The sequence below is a fragment of the Rothia nasimurium genome (genome assembly GCF_928392795.1).
Taxonomy (GTDB): domain Bacteria; phylum Actinomycetota; class Actinomycetes; order Actinomycetales; family Micrococcaceae; genus Rothia; species Rothia nasimurium_F.
This window is the reverse complement of record NZ_CAKMTJ010000001.1, coordinates 237145-252922: the sequence shown is the minus strand read 5'-3', so window position 1 is coordinate 252922 and position 15778 is coordinate 237145. Positions and strand designations below refer to the sequence as shown.

Sequence of the window (15778 nt, the reverse complement as noted above, 5' to 3'; positions counted from 1 at the left end):
CCTGGGCCTGTGCACAGGCTTAGTTTTCGCTGACAACGTAGTAACTACAAGGTGTGGCAGAACACTATCTAGCCCACCCCTTGACAGAATAAAAGAAGGCACAGCAAGCCCGCTCATGCTTTCCTCACCCCACAGAAAGGTACTCTCATGGCTAAGCAGACCATTTTCAGCCGTATCGCCCAGCTCACCAAGGCCAACATCAACGCCCTGATTGATGCCGCAGAAGACCCCCAGAAGATGCTCGATCAGATGGTGCGTGACTACACCAACAACATTACCGAAGCAGAACAGGCTGTTGCCCAGACCATCGGTAACCTGCGCATGCTGGAAGAAGACCACGCCGAAGATCTGCGCGAGGCAAACGAATGGGGCTCCAAGGCCCTGGCAGCTTCCAATAAGGCTGACGAATTCCGCGCAGCAGGCGACACCGCCAACGCTGACAAGTTCGATAACCTGGCCAAGATCGCCCTGGGCCGCCAGATGCAGGCAGAGAACGAAGCTTCAGCGATCAAGCCTCAGATTGAGTCTCAGACCGCTGTGGTTGAACAGCTCAAGACCGGCCTGACCCAGATGAAGGAGAAGCTGAACGAAATCAAGCGTAAGCGCGATGAACTCGTTGCCCGCCAAAAGTCAGCTACTGCCCAGTCCCAGGTCAATGACGCCCTCAAGGCCTTTGATGTCATGGACCCCACCAGCGAAATCTCTCGCTTTGAAGATAAGGTCCGCCGTGAGGAAGCCCGCGTGCGCGGCCAGCAGGAACTCGCGGCGTCCTCCCTCGATGCCCAGTTCAACGATCTTGAAGAACTTGGCCGTCAGTCAGAACTCGATGCCCGCCTAGCAGCCCTCAAGGCCGGCAAGCAGTAAACAGACTCAACAAGAGTCACCCTATACAGCGGGGCCCACCTCCTTAGGAGGTGGGCCCCGCCTTTGTATCTACAGGAGCTAACAGCTCTGCATTAGTCGATACTGACCGCAGTAGCTAGGGGCGGTCTGACTGGCTGCCAATCTGGCCGGTAATCCGGTGGAACAGCATATCGAGGGCCACCACGTTGACACCTTCGGGGATAATCATGTCTACATGGCGCTTGGAGGGCTCTACATGCAGCTCATGCATGGGCTTGACGGTGGTGAGGTACTGGGCTTCAACCGATTCAATGGTGCGGCCGCGCTCAATGACATCGCGGCGCAGGCGGCGCAGGATGCGCACATCGGCATCAGTATCAACAAAGAGCTTGATATCGCACAGGTCGCGAATTTCGGGCTCAGCAAAAATTAGGATGCCCTCGAGGATGATAATGGGCTGAGGTTCAACAATGAGAGTCTCATCCGACCGGTTGTGATCCGCAAAATCGTAGACAGGGGTCTCGATGGTCTGACCCTCGATGAGAGCCTTGAGGTGGGTCACTAGAAGATCATTATCGAAGGCTTCGGGCGCATCGTAGTTCAGCAGGCAGCGCTGCTCGTAGGTGAGGTGGTCGTTGCGCTTGTAGTAGTTATCGTGATAAATCACACCCACCTGACCGTCAAACTTTTCAAGCAGGGAGTTAGTCAGGGTAGTTTTGCCTGAGCCGGTTCCACCGGCGATACCGATAATGAGGGGTTTCATGTGCGTATAGCCCTTGAGATCGAAGTAGTACTGCTATCTATTGTGGCATGCCCCCTTGGGGACAGGAGCCACAGGACCTTGTCCCCCAAAAACCTGGCACAAGCTCCCCCTCTAGCTAGCACGATATTTCACGGGTAAATTTTTATCACACGCTATCCCCCAGCATTTTCCCAGAAAAAGGCCCCACTAGCCCAAACAGGGGGTGATCTAAGGTGATTCAAGAAACGGGGGACAAATTTTTTGAGCATCACCTGCCCTTTGGGGGACAAATATGTGTATAGTTGGGTACAGTTCACAAACAACCCACCAGTTATCACAGGAAGAGCACCATGATTTTTGCAAACTGGGCCACCGACACCTACACCAGCGCCTCACTGAGCTCTGCAGTCAAGCGCCACTCTTCCCACGGTGGGCTCAAGAAGTTTCACAAGGCTCTCCACATGGCTGATTCCATGGTGCGCGGCGAGACAGTTGTCGATGTAGCGACCGGTAAGCTCGGCAGCTTTGGCGACTCCCTTCTGGTTATCACCAACGAGCGAGTTCTGATTCTCAAGAACTCCTTCCAGGCCGGAAACAGCCTTTCGCTTGACTTGCAATCACTTGAGCAGGCCAAGCTGACAAACCTTCCTTTCCTGGGTAACACCCTGACTATCGACGGCTATCGCTTCAGCCGCATCCCCGCCCAGTACACCCCCACCCTGCGAACCCTGCTCGCAGCAGATCTTGCAGGCCACTGGGCTCACGCAGCCTAAGCTCCCCTAGTCTTCACACACAATGGCTGGCCGCACCACCAGGTGCGGCCAGCCTTTTTGCTTTCCGCCCACCTCACAATGGAAACACAGGCGTCCTTTCATAGAGGCAAGCACAAAGTTAGCTAGATATCAAAAATACTTTTTTAGCCCAAAATTTCTAGACAAAAAAGGTATGACTAGGCTTTTTCTGTGTATCACCAGAAAAGCTTTTTTCAGCATTCGAACACGGACGTGTCAAATAAACGATTTGGTGATACTGTTGTTTCAACAGCTGTTACAGAATCATCCATAACCTTGCACCACCACTAGAGGAAAACTACCGTGACTACACCTCAGATCCAGCGTCGCACCCTGGCACGCGGAGCAGCCTGGGCAACCCCCGTCATTCTTGCCAGCACATCTGTACCTGCTTTTGCGGCGTCCGCCCCCGTAGTTGAAGATAACTGCACCTACGGAAAAATTGTTTCTGCCCCCTGGTCCAATGTCTGGCCTTCCCAGGGTAACTTCACCGGTTCTGTAGCTAAAGAGCTTGAGTGGGCCGTCTACCCCACCAGTAACTGCGCTACCGGGCTGCAAGCATTTACTTTCGACAATTCATTACCCAGAGCTCAGGCAGGCAACCCCCTCGCTAGCTCAAGCGCAACCGCCAACACCTGGCCTCCGACCTACCCGGCAGGCGGTAAGCCTGATGCTGACATCAACTCAGTGAACGGCATCGATGGTGTAGGCCAGGGAACCATCATTTCTGTAACTATCGAAAACGTTGCAGGTGATGTGGTCTATCGCCCCACTCCTACCGGTAGCGACCGCTTTATTTTTACAAACGGCGGTGCAAGTTATGGCTCCAACGGTACCCGCGGAGTTGGTGCAAACGTCCCCATGATTCGCCTCAACGACGACTTCAAGGGTGCAGACACCACCTATGCAAAGCTCTACAACTACCTGCGTTTTGCAGATGCTCCTATGGTCACCAAGAACACTATGCACACCTGGGGCTACGGCAACCACTACACCACAGCAGACGGCCGCGACGGCTGGAGCTGGGATATTGAGGTCATGAGCAACATTGCCAACGGTCAGGCCGGTGCCAGCGTGGTGTCTTTCATGACCCGCATGCCGGCAGCAACCTACGGCGATGCTGCCACCACCAGCGCTTCGGTCATCAAGACCCAGTACCGCGTTACCGTTACTTCCCCCTGGGGCGTGGTCAGCTACCTGTCAGCAGGTATCTAAACCTTTTCTATCTCATCAGTTAGCACAGGGTAAAGGAGTTGCCTATACCGTGAGTCAGCCTCTCCCCGTGAGAGAGGCACCCGAAAAAGACGTGCAGTAGGCCCGGGCCACCGTAAGGTGACCCGGGCCTACTGGTATAGATACACGGTCTCGGTTAAACCCTAGAACTGCCAGCAGGAGTTAATGCTGGGAAGACTCTTAAACTGGCGGTCTAGGAAGATGAGGCCGCGGGGAATACCCTCAAAGATACCCGCCACGTGGGTGACGCCGGCCAGGGTGTAGAAGGTGACGCGGGAACCCTGCTGGCAGTAGTCGGCAGCCAGCTGGCGGTTAGTCTGGTAGGGAATCACGTCATCGCCCCAGGACGAAGCAATCAGAATGGGCACCTGGGGGTTGCGGCCCTGCTGGCCCAGGTTATTCTGAGCCATGATTTGCGAGACCTGGGGGTCGGTGGTCATTTCACGGGCCAGGGTCTGGCCGCTGGCGGTCAGGGTGCGGGTGTTCTTAAAACCGAAGGTACCCACGGCGTCAAGGGTGCACTGCTCCCGCACGGTTTCAAGGGCTGCCTGACCTTCGGCTGAGAGCTTGTGGCTCAGGTCGATGCCGTAGCTATCGGCCAGGCCTACTACGCCCATCAGGGAAAAACCGGTGTAAAGACCGCCGTCGATGAAGCTGGTAACGGCCTGCAGGTTAGCCGGGACGGCGCCGGCGTAGATACCCTTGAGGTTGAGTTCGGGGGCGTAGCTAGCCTGGAGTTCACCGGCGGACGCCACCGCGCCGCCACCCTGGGAGTAGCCCCAGAGACCGATGGGTGAGGTAGCGCTACCCAGGCCGAGGTCAACGGCAGTAGCTGCGCGGGCGGCGTCCAGCACCGCATTGCCCTGGTCAACGCGGTTGAGGTAGCTGTGGGTGCCAGCGGTGCCCAGGCCGATGTAGTCGGTGATGACGACGTTGTAGCCCGCGTTCAGCAAGGAGGTAACGACCAGGCTCTCGTACTCGGTTCCCGCTGCGAACTGGTTGGAGGGGGCGCAGGAGTCCCCGATGCCCTGGGTGCCGGGGGCCATGGCGATGATAGGACGCTCGCCGGGGCCAGCCCACCGTTTGGTGGTGGTGAGTGCGGTGCCGGTGACAGCTACAGGGTTGCCCCGGTGGTCGGTGGACTTATACATAATCCGCTGGGCCTGGGCTACGGGGTGGGCGATGACGTTGTTGGCGTCGACCTTGAAGGTGAAGTTTTCCTTCTTGATGAGGGCGCCGTTAGCGGCGGGTAGCTGGGCCGGAGCGTCGTAGAAGTTTACGCTAGTGAGCGCTTCGGGGGCATCGTTGTAGATAGCTGCGGGGCTGCTACCCTCGCTGGTGAGGGCTTCTTGAATGAGCGCTTCTGCTTCTTGTACGGCCTGGCTGTTTTCTGTCAGGGGTGCGGTGTCAGTTGCGTTGGCCGGGGCCATGCTCAGGGCCAGCAGGGCGGTGAGTGAAAGAGCCGTTGCCCGACGTTTTCCAGTGTTTTTGGGCGCGGCGTGGCGTGGTGTGTATTTAGACATGAGTTCCCTAATAAACAAATGCGAGTGAGGGTGCCAAGAAGAATTCAGCACCCTCACAGTGTACAGCTAGTTAACGATAGGCAATGCCTACCTAGATACCGGAAGAACCTGTGTTCTTGGTAAAGGTCTGCTTGCCGTTGGCGTCGAAATAGGTCATGACGGTGGTCGAGCTGATGGTGACTGTTCTGGAACGATAGCAGCCATCAGTAACGTGGAAGTTCAAAAAGAAACCTGTTGCATCCCCAGAACCGACAACGGTAGTAGATACGTTCCATGTGGTTGCAGTGTAGGTAACGCGGATGGTGGAGCTATCAACCTGGGTGACGGTCCAGCCGGAGGGGATAATATTCGCACCCCACCTGGTCGAAGAGGTATCAAGCTGGATTGCGCGGTTAAAGGTATAGGTCGTCACGATAGTGACGTTATTAACGGTACCGGCGGTACCCTCGACCCAGTAACCGCTTGAGGTGTTCGGGTCTCGGTTAGCATTGGAGTTGCCGGCTTGCGAACGGTAGGGCAGGGTATCAATATAACCGTATTGGGGATTTGTACTGACGTTGCAACCTGAAGGGGTTGTCGTGGAAACCATATGGTAGTACTTGCCCGCAGTTGTCTTTGCGGTTCCCAGCTGGGAGGCAGCATAGGCAGGAATCGTAGCAGATGCCAGGAGGACGGGCGCAGCCCAGAGAGCTCCGCGAGTTAGGGTTCTTCTATTGGCAACAGTCATACTTGTTGCTCCTCTTGCAGTGATGGCCAGCCTTCACGGGGTGCGAGCCCAAAGCTGGCGCGAATGAGTGATACTAAAAAGTATCACGGTAAAGCATTTCAGGTACGACTGCACACATTAATTATTTAAATTTTTAATAAGTTTTACATCACAAAGGTTCAACTCAAGTCACGAACCTGCTCAAACAATGAAACTCAACCCTTCGTCACAATCATGCAACCTAAAAAAGGGTGGGTAAAAACAAACAGATTTTTGCTACACTAAAGCGGAAAGGTGAACGATGGTGATGAATTCCAGACATTTAATTACCCCGATAGCCACAACCCTGGTGGCAGCGAGCGCAAGCATCTCAGTACTGACAGCTACCACGGTTGCAGCAACTATCAAGGTACTCAATGAGCACGATGCTGGTGAACCTCTAAACAACTAGCCTTCCCTGATTTCATCAAGGACGTTTATTCTTGAGGCTTACGTTTTTAATAGGTGGAGTTACCGAGTTTGCACAAGGAATGAGCGAAATCCTCAATAACCAAGACCAATAAAATACGCAAGACATAGTTACAGAAAGATGGGGCAAAGAAATGAGTTTTCTTCTTGGACGTGTCATAGGCTACACGGATATCGTCAACGCTTGCAAGGATCTGAGGGTATAAATGAGCAATACAACCCGTTCGAAAGATACCCTCTGGAAACACCTTGTTCCATTGAACATTTTTGGGCTAGCACTAGGACTTTTCATCTACTTCCTACGACTCCAGTTCAACATAGACCTCTTGGTCAGAAACAGCACTGAGGACATAACCTTCTCCTGGACAGGGCTCTTGCTCTATGTAATACCCTGCGTACTAGCGCTCAATTTTTTTGGCTGGTTCGAATATCTACAGAAGAACATCGGCAGGAACAAGGATTAGAGCTCTCCGCCACTTGACAAGGAAACCATATCATTCTGCATGACATGGAATGATATGGTTTCTTTTTATTTTACTTCCTCAGTTATAAACCCCTAGTCCCCTATCAATTGGGGTCAATCAAGTTATAACTCGCAAAATCAAGCCAGCCCTAAGCCGAGAAGGTCTATCCCAGAAGGAGCTCGCTAATCGTCTTGGCATTAGCGCTGCTAATGTCTCACTCAAAATGCGCGCTGAGGTTTCGTTTACAATGAACGAACTTCTGAGCATTGGCGGGATTCTAAATCTTTCCCTTAGTGAGCTACTAGGCGACTCATTTCTAGTCTCTCGTGTACCCACTTCCGAATATATGGAAGATGAAAAGGGCAAGAAAAAAGTCGCCCCGATCGGATTCATACCGAACGGAGCGACTTATCAAATGGTTGCGGGGGCAGGATTTGAACCTGCGGCCTCCGGGTTATGAGCCCGGCGAGCTACCGAACTGCTCCACCCCGCGGCGACTCATATAACTATACGCACTTCCCGCAAGCAGTGCAAGCCAAAACTGGCATTTGTGATGCACTCTACACAAAAGGACGCCACCTGCCCGCTGAGTGCGGGAGGCGGCGTCCTTATCTACCTAAGCCTGCTACAGCCTAACTCCTAGTTGGAGGGTGAGGGGCTGGGGCTTGCCTCGGTGGTGGCAGTGCCCTCGATACCTTCAGCATCAATGGCGCGCTGCAGAGCTTCGTTCAGACGGGTCTGGGCTTCACCGTAGGCGGCCCAGTCGCCAGCCTTCATAGCGGCGTCCGCGTCCTGCATCGCCTGGCGGGCGTCCTGCAGGGCACCGGTCAGGCTAGCGCTATCGGTGTTGGTAGCGGTACCATCCGCTGCCTGGGCGGCTTCAGTTTCATCCACACCGGCGTCAGCGGCGGTTTCAGCGCCGGAGGAACCGCTAAAGAGTTCGTCCAGGGCCTCTTCCAGGGTGGGTGCAAAACCGACCTGCTCACCAAAGCCCACGAGGACGCGACGCAGAGAGGGGTAGGCGGCATCGCCGGAGGACTGCACGTAGACCGGCTGGACGTAGAGGATGCCGCCACCCACGGGCAGGGTCAGCAGGTTACCGTTGATGACGTCGGAGGCACCCTGGCGCAGCAGGTTCAGCTCGGTCGAGACAGCGGTATCGGAGTTGAAGACATTCTGGGCCTGGCCGGGGCCGGGGACCACCGAGGAGCGGGGCAGTTCAAGCAGGGTCAGTTTGCCGTAGCCTTCAGCCTTTTCGCCGTCCTTACCGGTACCGGCGTCACCGTTAGCGGAGAGGAAGCCGTACATGACGTTACGGGTGTTGCTGTCTGACTGCTGGGGGATGAAGCTGGTGGTCAGTGAGAACTGAGCTGAGTCTTCACCCGGCATCTGCAGGGACATGTAGTAAGGGGGCAGGGGGCGGCCGCTGTCGTTAGTGGGGTCGTTGGGAATCGACCAGCGATCGTCCCCGTTGTAGAGACTATTTGCATTGGTCACGTGGTAAGCATTGAGAATCTCTCGCTGCACCTTGAAAAGATCCTGCGGGTAACGCACGTGCTCAATCAGGGAAGCCGACATCTCGCTGTAGGGGCGCACAGTATCGGGGTAGACCTTCTGCCAGCTCTTCAGAACCGGGTCCTGGTCATCCCAGGCGTACAGGGTAACCGAGCCGTCGTAGGCGTTTACAGTGGCCTTGACCGAGTTACGGATGTAGTTGACCTGCTGGCTGGGCAGGGCCTGGGTTACGCCGGATGCGGTCTCTGAATCCGAGGTTGCGTTATCAAGCTGGGCTGCCTGCGAGTAGGGGTACTGATTGCTGGTGGTGTATGCGTCCACAATCCAGAGCACCTGGCCGTCGATGATAGCCGGGTAGGGGTTGCCGTCTACGGTCAGGTAGGGGGCAACCTTCTTCACGCGCTCTGAGGGGTCACGGTCGTAGAGAATCTGGGATTCGGGGCGGACGGCATCCGACAGCAGAATATCTGAGGACTGGAACTTGATAGCGTAGGCCAGACGGTTGAAGGCGTTACCGATAACGGGGCCGCCGTTGCCGCTGAAGGTGTATTTGGCGTCCGCGCCGCTTTCGTCGTCAGCCGTCTGGGGGCGGTCAAGTTCTAGCGGTTCGTCCTCGGCGGTGCCCCCCACGATGGAGTAGTCGGGTGAGCTCTGGCCGAAGTAGATGCGGGGCTCGTAGTCGCCGCTAATTGCACCGGTTGCCTGAATACCCGACTGGATGAATTTGGGCTTACCGTCAGCTTCAACCTGGTTGCCGTAGGCGGCAATAACGCCGTAGCCGTGGGTGTAGACCACGTGCTGGTTAACCCAGGATGACCCGGCATTCTGGTCGGGGTTGAGCTCGCGGGCGGCGATAACGGTGTCGGTCTCGGTTCCGTCGATGGTGTAGCGGTCAACCGAGAGGTTCTGCCCAAACTGGTAGTAGGGGCGGAACTGCTGCAGCTGGGCGAAGGCGCCGGAGACCACGTTGGGGTCGAGCAGACGGATGTTAGAGATGGTCTCACTCTCACCGCGCAGGGCACCCGCTGCGGTTGAGGTGGTGGCGTCGTAGTTCTGAACCTCGATCTGGTCCAGGCCGTAGGCGGCGCGGGTAGCGTCGATGTTGCGCTGGATATAGGGGGCTTCTGCGGCCTGTTCGTTCGGTACGACCTGGAAGCGCTGCACAACCCAGGGGTAGATGCCACCGGCGACCAGCGAAGCAATCACCAGCACGGCGGTGCCGATAATGGGCAGACGGAAGTTCCCGCGCACGGCGGCCAGGACGAAGAGGGCAGCGACCAGCAGGGAGGCGATTGCCAGAATCGCGTTCACCGGGATGATCGCATTGACGTCGCTATACATAGCACCGGCCCAGGAGCCAGACTGGTCCTGGGTTGCGTTGTAGCGGGCCAACCACAGGGTGATGCCGCGCAGCAGAATGAAGAGGGCACCGAGCACTGCGATGTGGCGGCGGAAGTGCACAGTGGTAGTGATACCGCGCTCCCCCACTACGATGCCGCCGTAGAAGTAGTGCATGACCAAAGCTGCCATCGCTGAGAAGATGATGGCGGTGCTCAGCAGGCCGGTCACCACATTGAGGAAGGGCAGGGTAAACATGAAGTAGCCCAAGTCGCGGCCGAACTCGGGGTCTGTGGTACCAAAGCTTTCGCCTTGGAAGAAGAGTAGGACGGTCTCCCACTGGGTCATCGCCCCACTGCCGACGAAGGCGCCCAGGAGAACCGGTACAGCAATCAGAAGGGCCTTGCGCATGCGCTCAATACCCTGGCGGTAGCGCTCCATGTTCTGGTTGAAGAGGTCCTGCATATCGCCGTAGGGGTCGGGCACAGGGTTGCCGTTGGCATCCACTCGGGGCCCTGTAGGACGGCGGCGAGGGCTGGGAGTCTGTAGTTGGCCGTGCCTGTAGGCGTAGTAGAGGCTGGCCCAGACGGCGATACCTACAACGATACTTGCAACCAGGAAGACGGCACCGCGGGTCAGGTTTTGAGTGATGAAAACCTTGAGGTAGCCCAGCTGGTTATACCAGAGGACGTCGGTGTACACCTGGGTTGCAAAAACAAAGGCTACGACCAGGGCGGCAATGATTGCCACGGTCACGGTCAGCGGCCGGTTTCTACGTTGAGGAGCGCGTGATGATGAACGGGGAGGGGTGCTTCCGGTACTCACGGGTATCCTTCAGTTGTGTTTCGTGTCTGCCGCAAAGATGCGGCCTGTGTGGTGGGTGACGCCGCACAGTGGGCGACGCTACATATAAGACACTATTGTGCCAAAGAAAGCTGTGAGTTTCGAGAGTAGGCTTACTGTTTCAGCTCTAGGGTGATACTCCCCTACTACTTGCTGGTTTAGGAGCAGGTGGGGAAGGTGGCAGGGTCTTCACCCTGGCCGATGCGGGTCACCGCATCTACCGCCTCATCGAGGGTAGCAACCTTAATAACGTTCAGGCGACGCGGCACATTACCGACCACCTCACCGCAGTTATCTGCCGGTGCCAAGAAAACCGTAGCACCGGCGTCCGCAGCTCCCCGCATCTTTTGTTCAATGCCGCCGATGCCGCCTACGGTGCCGTCCGCGTCGATGGTGCCGGTTCCGGCAAAGTGAATACCGCCGGTCATCTCACCTTCTGTCAGCTCATCGATAATGCCCAGGGCAAACATCATGCCGGCCGACGGGCCGCCCACTTCTTCGAGGCCGTAGTTGACGGTCATGGGGAACTCAAAAGAGCGGGCGATGTAGAGGCCCAGCACGTAGCGCTGCCCCTGCTCATTGTAGGAGGGGGTGACGGTAACGTCCTGCTCGCTGCCGTCGCGGGTCACGGTGAGGGTAACGGGCTGCCCGGCGGACGCGTTCACCCGCGCGGTCAGGTCGGTGTAGCTTGCCAGCGGCTCACCGTTGAGAGCGGTAACCACATCGCCCTCCTGGAGGATGCCCTGGCTGGGGCCACCCTCAACGGCACCTGACACCGTTAAAATCTCGGTGTAGTCGATGCCCAACTGGGTGAGGGCAGCCGCCTGAGCTACCTCCTGAGAGTTGGTCATATCGGCAGTGTTCTGCGCGGTGACCTGTTCACTGGTCACTGAAGGAGCATAGATCAAATCGCTGGGCAGTACCGCGGTAGAGTCTTCCAGCCAGGTTGCCAGCGCTCCAACCGCAAAGAGAGAAGTGTTGGGGCCGCCTGCAACCGATACCGTGGTCATATCGAGGTTGCCGCTTACCGGGTAGGTCTGGGCGCCCTCAATCTCAATGAGCGGCTTACTATCGAACTCACCGATGGTGTTGAAAGTAGGGCCGGGTGATTCGGTCACGAAATCAACCGGAATCACCAGCGAAAACATCGACAGGCCTAGGGCCCCCACCGCGCTCACCGTGCGCAAATCAGCCCGACGTTCACGGGGGCGGGCGCCTGCTTTGTCCCTCTTCGAAAAAACCATAGGACTAGCCTACTAGCAAAATCGCCCAGCCCAGCCCACTCCCCAGCAAATTCCCACTTGGCTCAGGGCTAAAAGCATCCCGGGGTACGCGACGAGGTCGGTAGGCTAGTGAGAAACAGTAGCGGCGGGCGCCGCAGCCCCCTATTGAAACGAGGCAGAACGTGACCAACAACCCCTACGACTCAGCTGGCCGTGACCCCCTTGAAGAGTTCCTCAAAAAGCTACAGGAGCAGGGGTTTGATCCGTCAGCCATGAACGGGGCCGCGGGCTTCGACGCCGATGCCCTCAAAAACATGGGTATCCCCCTCGACCCGGCCATGCTCTCGGGTATCTTCGCCCAGGTCAATTCGATGATGAGTGCCCAGTCTAGCGACGAACCCGTCAACTGGGATATGGCAAAGCAGCATGCCCGCCAGGTACTGGCCATGGGTGAAGACCCCTCGGTGACTTCATCCCAGGCAGGCGCAGTCCGTGACGCTGCTGCCCTGGCAGATCTCTGGCTGGACCCCGTGACCATCTTCGAGCGTCCTGCCTTCGGTGTTGAAGCCTGGGCCAAAGCCGAGTGGGTTGAGAACTCCTTTGCCACCTGGAAAGACATCGCCGGCCCCGTTGCCGAAGAAGTCTCATCAGCCATGACCTCCTCTATCCAGCAGCAGATGCCCGAAGAAATGGCCGGCATGCTCGGCGGCGGCAATCTCTTTGCCGGTCTTGGCGGCATGATGTTCGGTATGCAGATGGGGCAGGCTATCGGCAAACTGGCCGAAGAGGTCGTCTCGTCCACCGACATTGGTATCCCGCTGGCCCAGGGGCGCTCAGCCCTACTACCGGCCGGTGTTGCAGCCTTCGGCGAAGGCCTGGAAATCCCGGCCCAAGAGGTCATGCTCTACCTTGCCGTGCGCGAAGCTGCCCTGATTCGCCTGCACAAGACCAACCCCTGGCTGCGTGAGGACATCATTGACCTTATCAAGCGCTTCTCCCGCGGTATTCACGTTGATATTGAGCGTATGCAGGCAGCCGCTAACGACATCGACTTCGACCCCTCAAACCCCGAGGCCATGATGGACGCCTTCGCCGGCGACATGTTCAAGCCCCAGCTCACCGAAGACCAGCAGCTGACCCTTGACCGTCTCGAAACCCTGCTGGCCCTGATTGAAGGCTGGGTCAGCCTCGTCACCGAGCAGGCCACCAAAAACCTGCCCATGGCCCCGCAGCTGGCTGAGACCATGGCCCGCCGTCGCGCCACCGGCGGCCCCGCAGAGCACGCTTTCGCCCAGCTGGTTGGTCTTGAGCTGCGCCCCCGCAAGATGCGCGAGGCCCTTGCCTTCTGGCGCCACTACGAAGAAAACCACGGCTTCGAGGCCCGTGACCAGCTCTGGGAGGGCCCCGAGACTCTACCCACCGGTGAGGATCTGGATGACCCCGCAGGCTTCACCTCCCGCCGGGCCCTGCTCAACGCCAGCGAGGACGAGTTCGACGCGGCCCTTGAAAAACTTCTAGCCGGCGGTTACGACGAGCCCACTGAGGGAACCGACAGCAAGGACAAGGAATAGCCGACAGGGGTCTAGGGAAACATCTTCCCTAGACCCCCTTCTTTCAGGCACCCTCTGCTTGTTTTTTCTGCCCAAAGTTGACGCCTTCCAAGAAACCTCGAGCTTTCTCAAGGTGGGGGTAGCGGGCTTCAAGGGCTCTAAAAGCAGATGAATGATTGGGCTCTAGAAAGTGGCAGAGCTCGTGAAAAATCACTGAATCCAGGGCGTACTCCGGTGCGCCCTGAAGTGTATGCGAGATGCGGATAGTGCGCTCGGCTGCCGTGGCAGAAGCCCAGCGCTGTTTCTGGTTGGTCACCCAGCGAATCGACACCGGTTCTGGGGCTTCGGGCAGGTAAGTAGCACGCAGATAGTCTGCCCGCTCCCGCAAAAACTCATCACGGGCACCCCGCTGGGCACCGGCGTCCTTGCGGGCCCGACGGGCCTCTACCTTAGGTAGCATGCGGCGCAGGTAGTCCTCGATCTCCCCGTCGGTGGAGGTGGCGGGGACCATCAGGCGCAGGCGTCCGTCCTTATGCGGCGCTAGCTGTACCGTGCGGGTGCGGCGGGTAGAGCGCACCACCTCAATCTCGGGACGGGACGCCGTCGCGGGCAGAATCTCACGCGAGGTAGCCATTAGACCCCCTTGGGAGCGATGTCGTTGATAAAGCGGGAGCGCTTGCGCCCGGCCCGTCCGCCGGGGGTGCGCGAGCGCGACCAGCTCAAGGTCAGGTAGGAGCGGGCGCGGGTGATACCGACGTAGAAGAGACGGCGTTCTTCGTCGACCTCGTCGCTCGTTTGGGCGAATGAAATGGGCATAAGGCCCTCGTTGAGGCCGCAGAGGAAGACTGCCTCCCACTCCAGGCCCTTGGCAGCGTGCAGGGAAGCGAGGGTGACGCCGTTGAGGGAGGGGGCATCGCGGTGCTGGGAGCGCTGGATGAGCACGGCTACCAGCTCGTAGAGGGTGAACTCCGGGGGTAGGTCGGTGGCGCCGTTAGCGGACGCCCGCTCCCGCGCCTGCCTGCGCTCGTCAGCTAGGCGGTCGGCAAGGGACACCAGGGTTTCGAGGGACTCCCAGCGGGCTCGTTCTTGACCGGAACGCTGGGGGGCTTTGGCTGACCACCCCAGGTTTTTGAGGTTATCTCTCACAAGCTGGGTGACGCTGTCGGTGGGTTCAGCTCCCTTGGCTGCCCCTTGGAGCATGCTGATAGCGGCGCGAACTTCGGGCCGGTCAAAGAACTGTTCTGCGCCGCGAAGCTGGTAGTTGATTCCGGCGTCTGTGAGGGCCTGTTCCAGGGCAGCGGACTGGGAGTTCGTGCGGTAGAGAACGGCAATATCGGCAGCCGGAACGCCCTCTTTGTCGATGAGATCCTTGATGTCTTCAGCGATACCGATTGCTTCTTGCTCGTCATCGGCGTACTCAAACCACTCGGGTTTGGCCCCGGGCTCTCGCTGGGAGACCAGCTGCAGGGGCGGGGCCCAGGAGTAGCGGGTGGAGTCGGGCATCTGACGGCGGGCCGCTAACAGGCGGTTAGCCAGGTCGACCACCTGCGGGGTGGAACGGTAGTCACGCACCAGCTTAACCACGGTAGCGCCCTCGAACCGGGTGCGGAATTCGAGCAGGTGGCGGCTGGTTGCCCCGGCAAAAGAGTAGATAGTCTGGGAAGCATCGCCCACCACGCACAGGTCATCGCGGCGCCCCAACCAGGCATCCAGTAGGCGTTGCTGCAGGGGGGAGACGTCCTGGTATTCATCCACCACGAAGTGGCGGTACTGCTGGTGAATCTGGGCGGCGATATCGGGGTTTTCCTCGATGATGGCGACGGTCAGCAGCAGGATATCTTCAAAGTCGATAACGTTACGCTCGTCCTTCAGCTCCTCGTAGGTGCGCAGCAGGCGCACCATGTCGATGGGGCTGATATCTGCCGGCAGCTCCCGGTGGGCCAGGTGGGGCATGAGGGAGTCGGCCGTGAGCATGGAAACCTTGGCCCACTCGATTTCGCTGGCAAGGTCGCGCACGATGGCCCGGTCGGTAGCCAGCCCTAGGCGGCGGGCTGACTCGATGATGAACTGGGACTTGTTCTTGATAATCTCGGGTAGCGCCCCGCCGATGGCCTGGGGCCAGAAATAGCGTAGCTGGGCGAGGGCAGCTGAGTGGAAGGTACGGGCTACGACCCCAGCGGCACCCAGCTGGCGCAGGCGCACCTTCATTTCTTCGGCTGCCCGGTTGGTGAAGGTGAGAGCCAGGACGGCCCGCGGGTTGTAGCGACCGATGGCGATACCGTAGGCGATGCGGTGGGTGATGGCCCGGGTCTTGCCGGTGCCGGCACCCGCCATCACGCACATGGGCCCGGCCAATTCGGTAGCCACCCGACGCTGTTCGGGGTCAAGCCCCTCAAGGATAGTCTCGGGGTTGGGGGCAGACAGGGTAATGGGCTGGGCCCTGAGCTTATCGTGAATCATGGTGCTTCTCCCCTACCCTCGCAGTCCTTGTGGCCGGTAGCGGCCACGCCAGCTTTCTAGTCTACCGGGTGCCGCCAGA

12 protein-coding genes and 1 tRNA gene are annotated in these 15778 nt (G+C 58.2%); 5 read left to right on the top strand and 8 right to left on the bottom strand.

The genetic code is table 11. The features are described from left to right. Positions 1–147 precede the first annotated feature (147 nt). Entirely contained in the window at positions 148–864 is a 717-nt protein-coding gene (locus L6963_RS01110) for a PspA/IM30 family protein (RefSeq protein WP_237194416.1), read from the top strand. Positions 865–979: 115 nt separating this feature from the next. Here L6963_RS01110 and udk read toward each other — a convergent pair whose 3' ends face one another. Continuing rightward, positions 980–1606 carry a uridine kinase gene (gene udk, locus L6963_RS01105; RefSeq protein ID WP_237194417.1) on the bottom strand — a complete coding sequence of 209 codons (627 nt, stop codon included), beginning with the start codon at positions 1604–1606 and terminating at the stop codon, positions 980–982. A 329-nt stretch (positions 1607–1935) separates the two neighbouring features. Here udk and L6963_RS01100 point away from each other — a divergent pair, with 329 nt between their 5' ends. Both L6963_RS01100 and L6963_RS01095 read left to right on the top strand, forming a co-directional pair. Beyond that, complete coding sequence (locus tag L6963_RS01100; protein ID WP_237194418.1) at positions 1936–2358, top strand: hypothetical protein; 423 nt, start codon at positions 1936–1938, stop codon at positions 2356–2358. Between the two features lie 321 nt (positions 2359–2679). Further along, positions 2680–3591 carry a hypothetical protein gene (locus L6963_RS01095; protein ID WP_237194421.1) on the top strand — a complete coding sequence of 304 codons (912 nt, stop codon included), beginning with the start codon at positions 2680–2682 and terminating at the stop codon, positions 3589–3591. A gap of 161 nt (positions 3592–3752) precedes the next feature. On the opposite strand, the gene L6963_RS01090 is transcribed toward L6963_RS01095, so the two are convergent. Together L6963_RS01090 and L6963_RS01085 are read right to left on the bottom strand one after the other, a co-directional pair. Beyond that, complete coding sequence (locus tag L6963_RS01090; RefSeq protein ID WP_237206318.1) at positions 3753–5132, bottom strand: lipase family protein; 1380 nt, start codon at positions 5130–5132, stop codon at positions 3753–3755. Positions 5133–5223: 91 nt separating this feature from the next. Next, a complete protein-coding gene (locus L6963_RS01085; RefSeq protein ID WP_237206317.1) occupies positions 5224–5859 on the bottom strand; it encodes a hypothetical protein in 636 nt (211 codons plus the stop codon). A 1017-nt stretch (positions 5860–6876) separates the two neighbouring features. Here L6963_RS01085 and L6963_RS11850 point away from each other — a divergent pair. Next, the gene (locus L6963_RS11850) at positions 6877–7230 is read left to right on the top strand and encodes a helix-turn-helix domain-containing protein (protein ID WP_423816795.1); all 354 of its coding nucleotides are present in this window, start codon (positions 6877–6879) and stop codon (positions 7228–7230) included. Here the strand turns inward: L6963_RS11850 and L6963_RS01080 are convergent. The 3 genes from L6963_RS01080 to L6963_RS01070 all read right to left on the bottom strand — a co-directional run bounded on the left by L6963_RS01080 (position 7187) and on the right by L6963_RS01070 (position 11710). Next, positions 7187–7263 (bottom strand) — tRNA-Met (locus L6963_RS01080). The two genes, L6963_RS11850 and L6963_RS01080, sit on opposite strands and share 44 nt — an antisense overlap. Positions 7264–7409: 146 nt before the next feature. Then, positions 7410–10448 carry a UPF0182 family protein gene (locus L6963_RS01075; protein ID WP_237209137.1) on the bottom strand — a complete coding sequence of 1013 codons (3039 nt, stop codon included), beginning with the start codon at positions 10446–10448 and terminating at the stop codon, positions 7410–7412. Positions 10449–10624: 176 nt separating this feature from the next. Continuing rightward, a complete protein-coding gene (locus L6963_RS01070; protein ID WP_237206315.1) occupies positions 10625–11710 on the bottom strand; it encodes a YlbL family protein in 1086 nt (361 codons plus the stop codon). Between the two features lie 161 nt (positions 11711–11871). Between L6963_RS01070 and L6963_RS01065 the strand changes: the two genes are divergently transcribed. Then, entirely contained in the window at positions 11872–13260 is a 1389-nt protein-coding gene (locus tag L6963_RS01065; protein WP_237206314.1) for a zinc-dependent metalloprotease, read from the top strand. A gap of 43 nt (positions 13261–13303) precedes the next feature. Here the strand turns inward: L6963_RS01065 and L6963_RS01060 are convergent, their stop codons facing one another. Both L6963_RS01060 and L6963_RS01055 read right to left on the bottom strand, forming a co-directional pair. Beyond that, complete coding sequence (locus L6963_RS01060) at positions 13304–13873, bottom strand: M48 family metallopeptidase (RefSeq protein ID WP_237206313.1); 570 nt, start codon at positions 13871–13873, stop codon at positions 13304–13306. Continuing rightward, positions 13873–15699, bottom strand: a complete 1827-nt coding sequence (locus L6963_RS01055) for an ATP-dependent helicase (protein WP_237206312.1) — start codon at positions 15697–15699, stop codon at positions 13873–13875. The genes L6963_RS01060 and L6963_RS01055 overlap by 1 nt, the downstream gene beginning before the upstream one ends. Positions 15700–15778: the final 79 nt, after the last annotated feature.

Bases quoted from the DNA above. Each gene is read 5' to 3' on its own strand.
- L6963_RS01085 (WP_237206317.1), bottom strand. From the start codon at position 5,859: ATGACTGTTGCCAATAGAAGAACCCTAACTCGCGGAGCTCTCTGGGCT.
- udk (WP_237194417.1), bottom strand. From the start codon at position 1,606: ATGAAACCCCTCATTATCGGTATCGCCGGTGGAACCGGCTCAGGCAAA.
- L6963_RS01060 (WP_237206313.1), bottom strand. From the start codon at position 13,873: ATGGCTACCTCGCGTGAGATTCTGCCCGCGACGGCGTCCCGTCCCGAG.
- L6963_RS01070 (WP_237206315.1), bottom strand. From the start codon at position 11,710: ATGGTTTTTTCGAAGAGGGACAAAGCAGGCGCCCGCCCCCGTGAACGT.
- L6963_RS01090 (WP_237206318.1), bottom strand. From the start codon at position 5,132: ATGTCTAAATACACACCACGCCACGCCGCGCCCAAAAACACTGGAAAA.
- L6963_RS01055 (WP_237206312.1), bottom strand. From the start codon at position 15,699: ATGATTCACGATAAGCTCAGGGCCCAGCCCATTACCCTGTCTGCCCCC.
- L6963_RS01100 (WP_237194418.1), top strand. From the start codon at position 1,936: ATGATTTTTGCAAACTGGGCCACCGACACCTACACCAGCGCCTCACTG.
- L6963_RS01110 (WP_237194416.1), top strand. From the start codon at position 148: ATGGCTAAGCAGACCATTTTCAGCCGTATCGCCCAGCTCACCAAGGCC.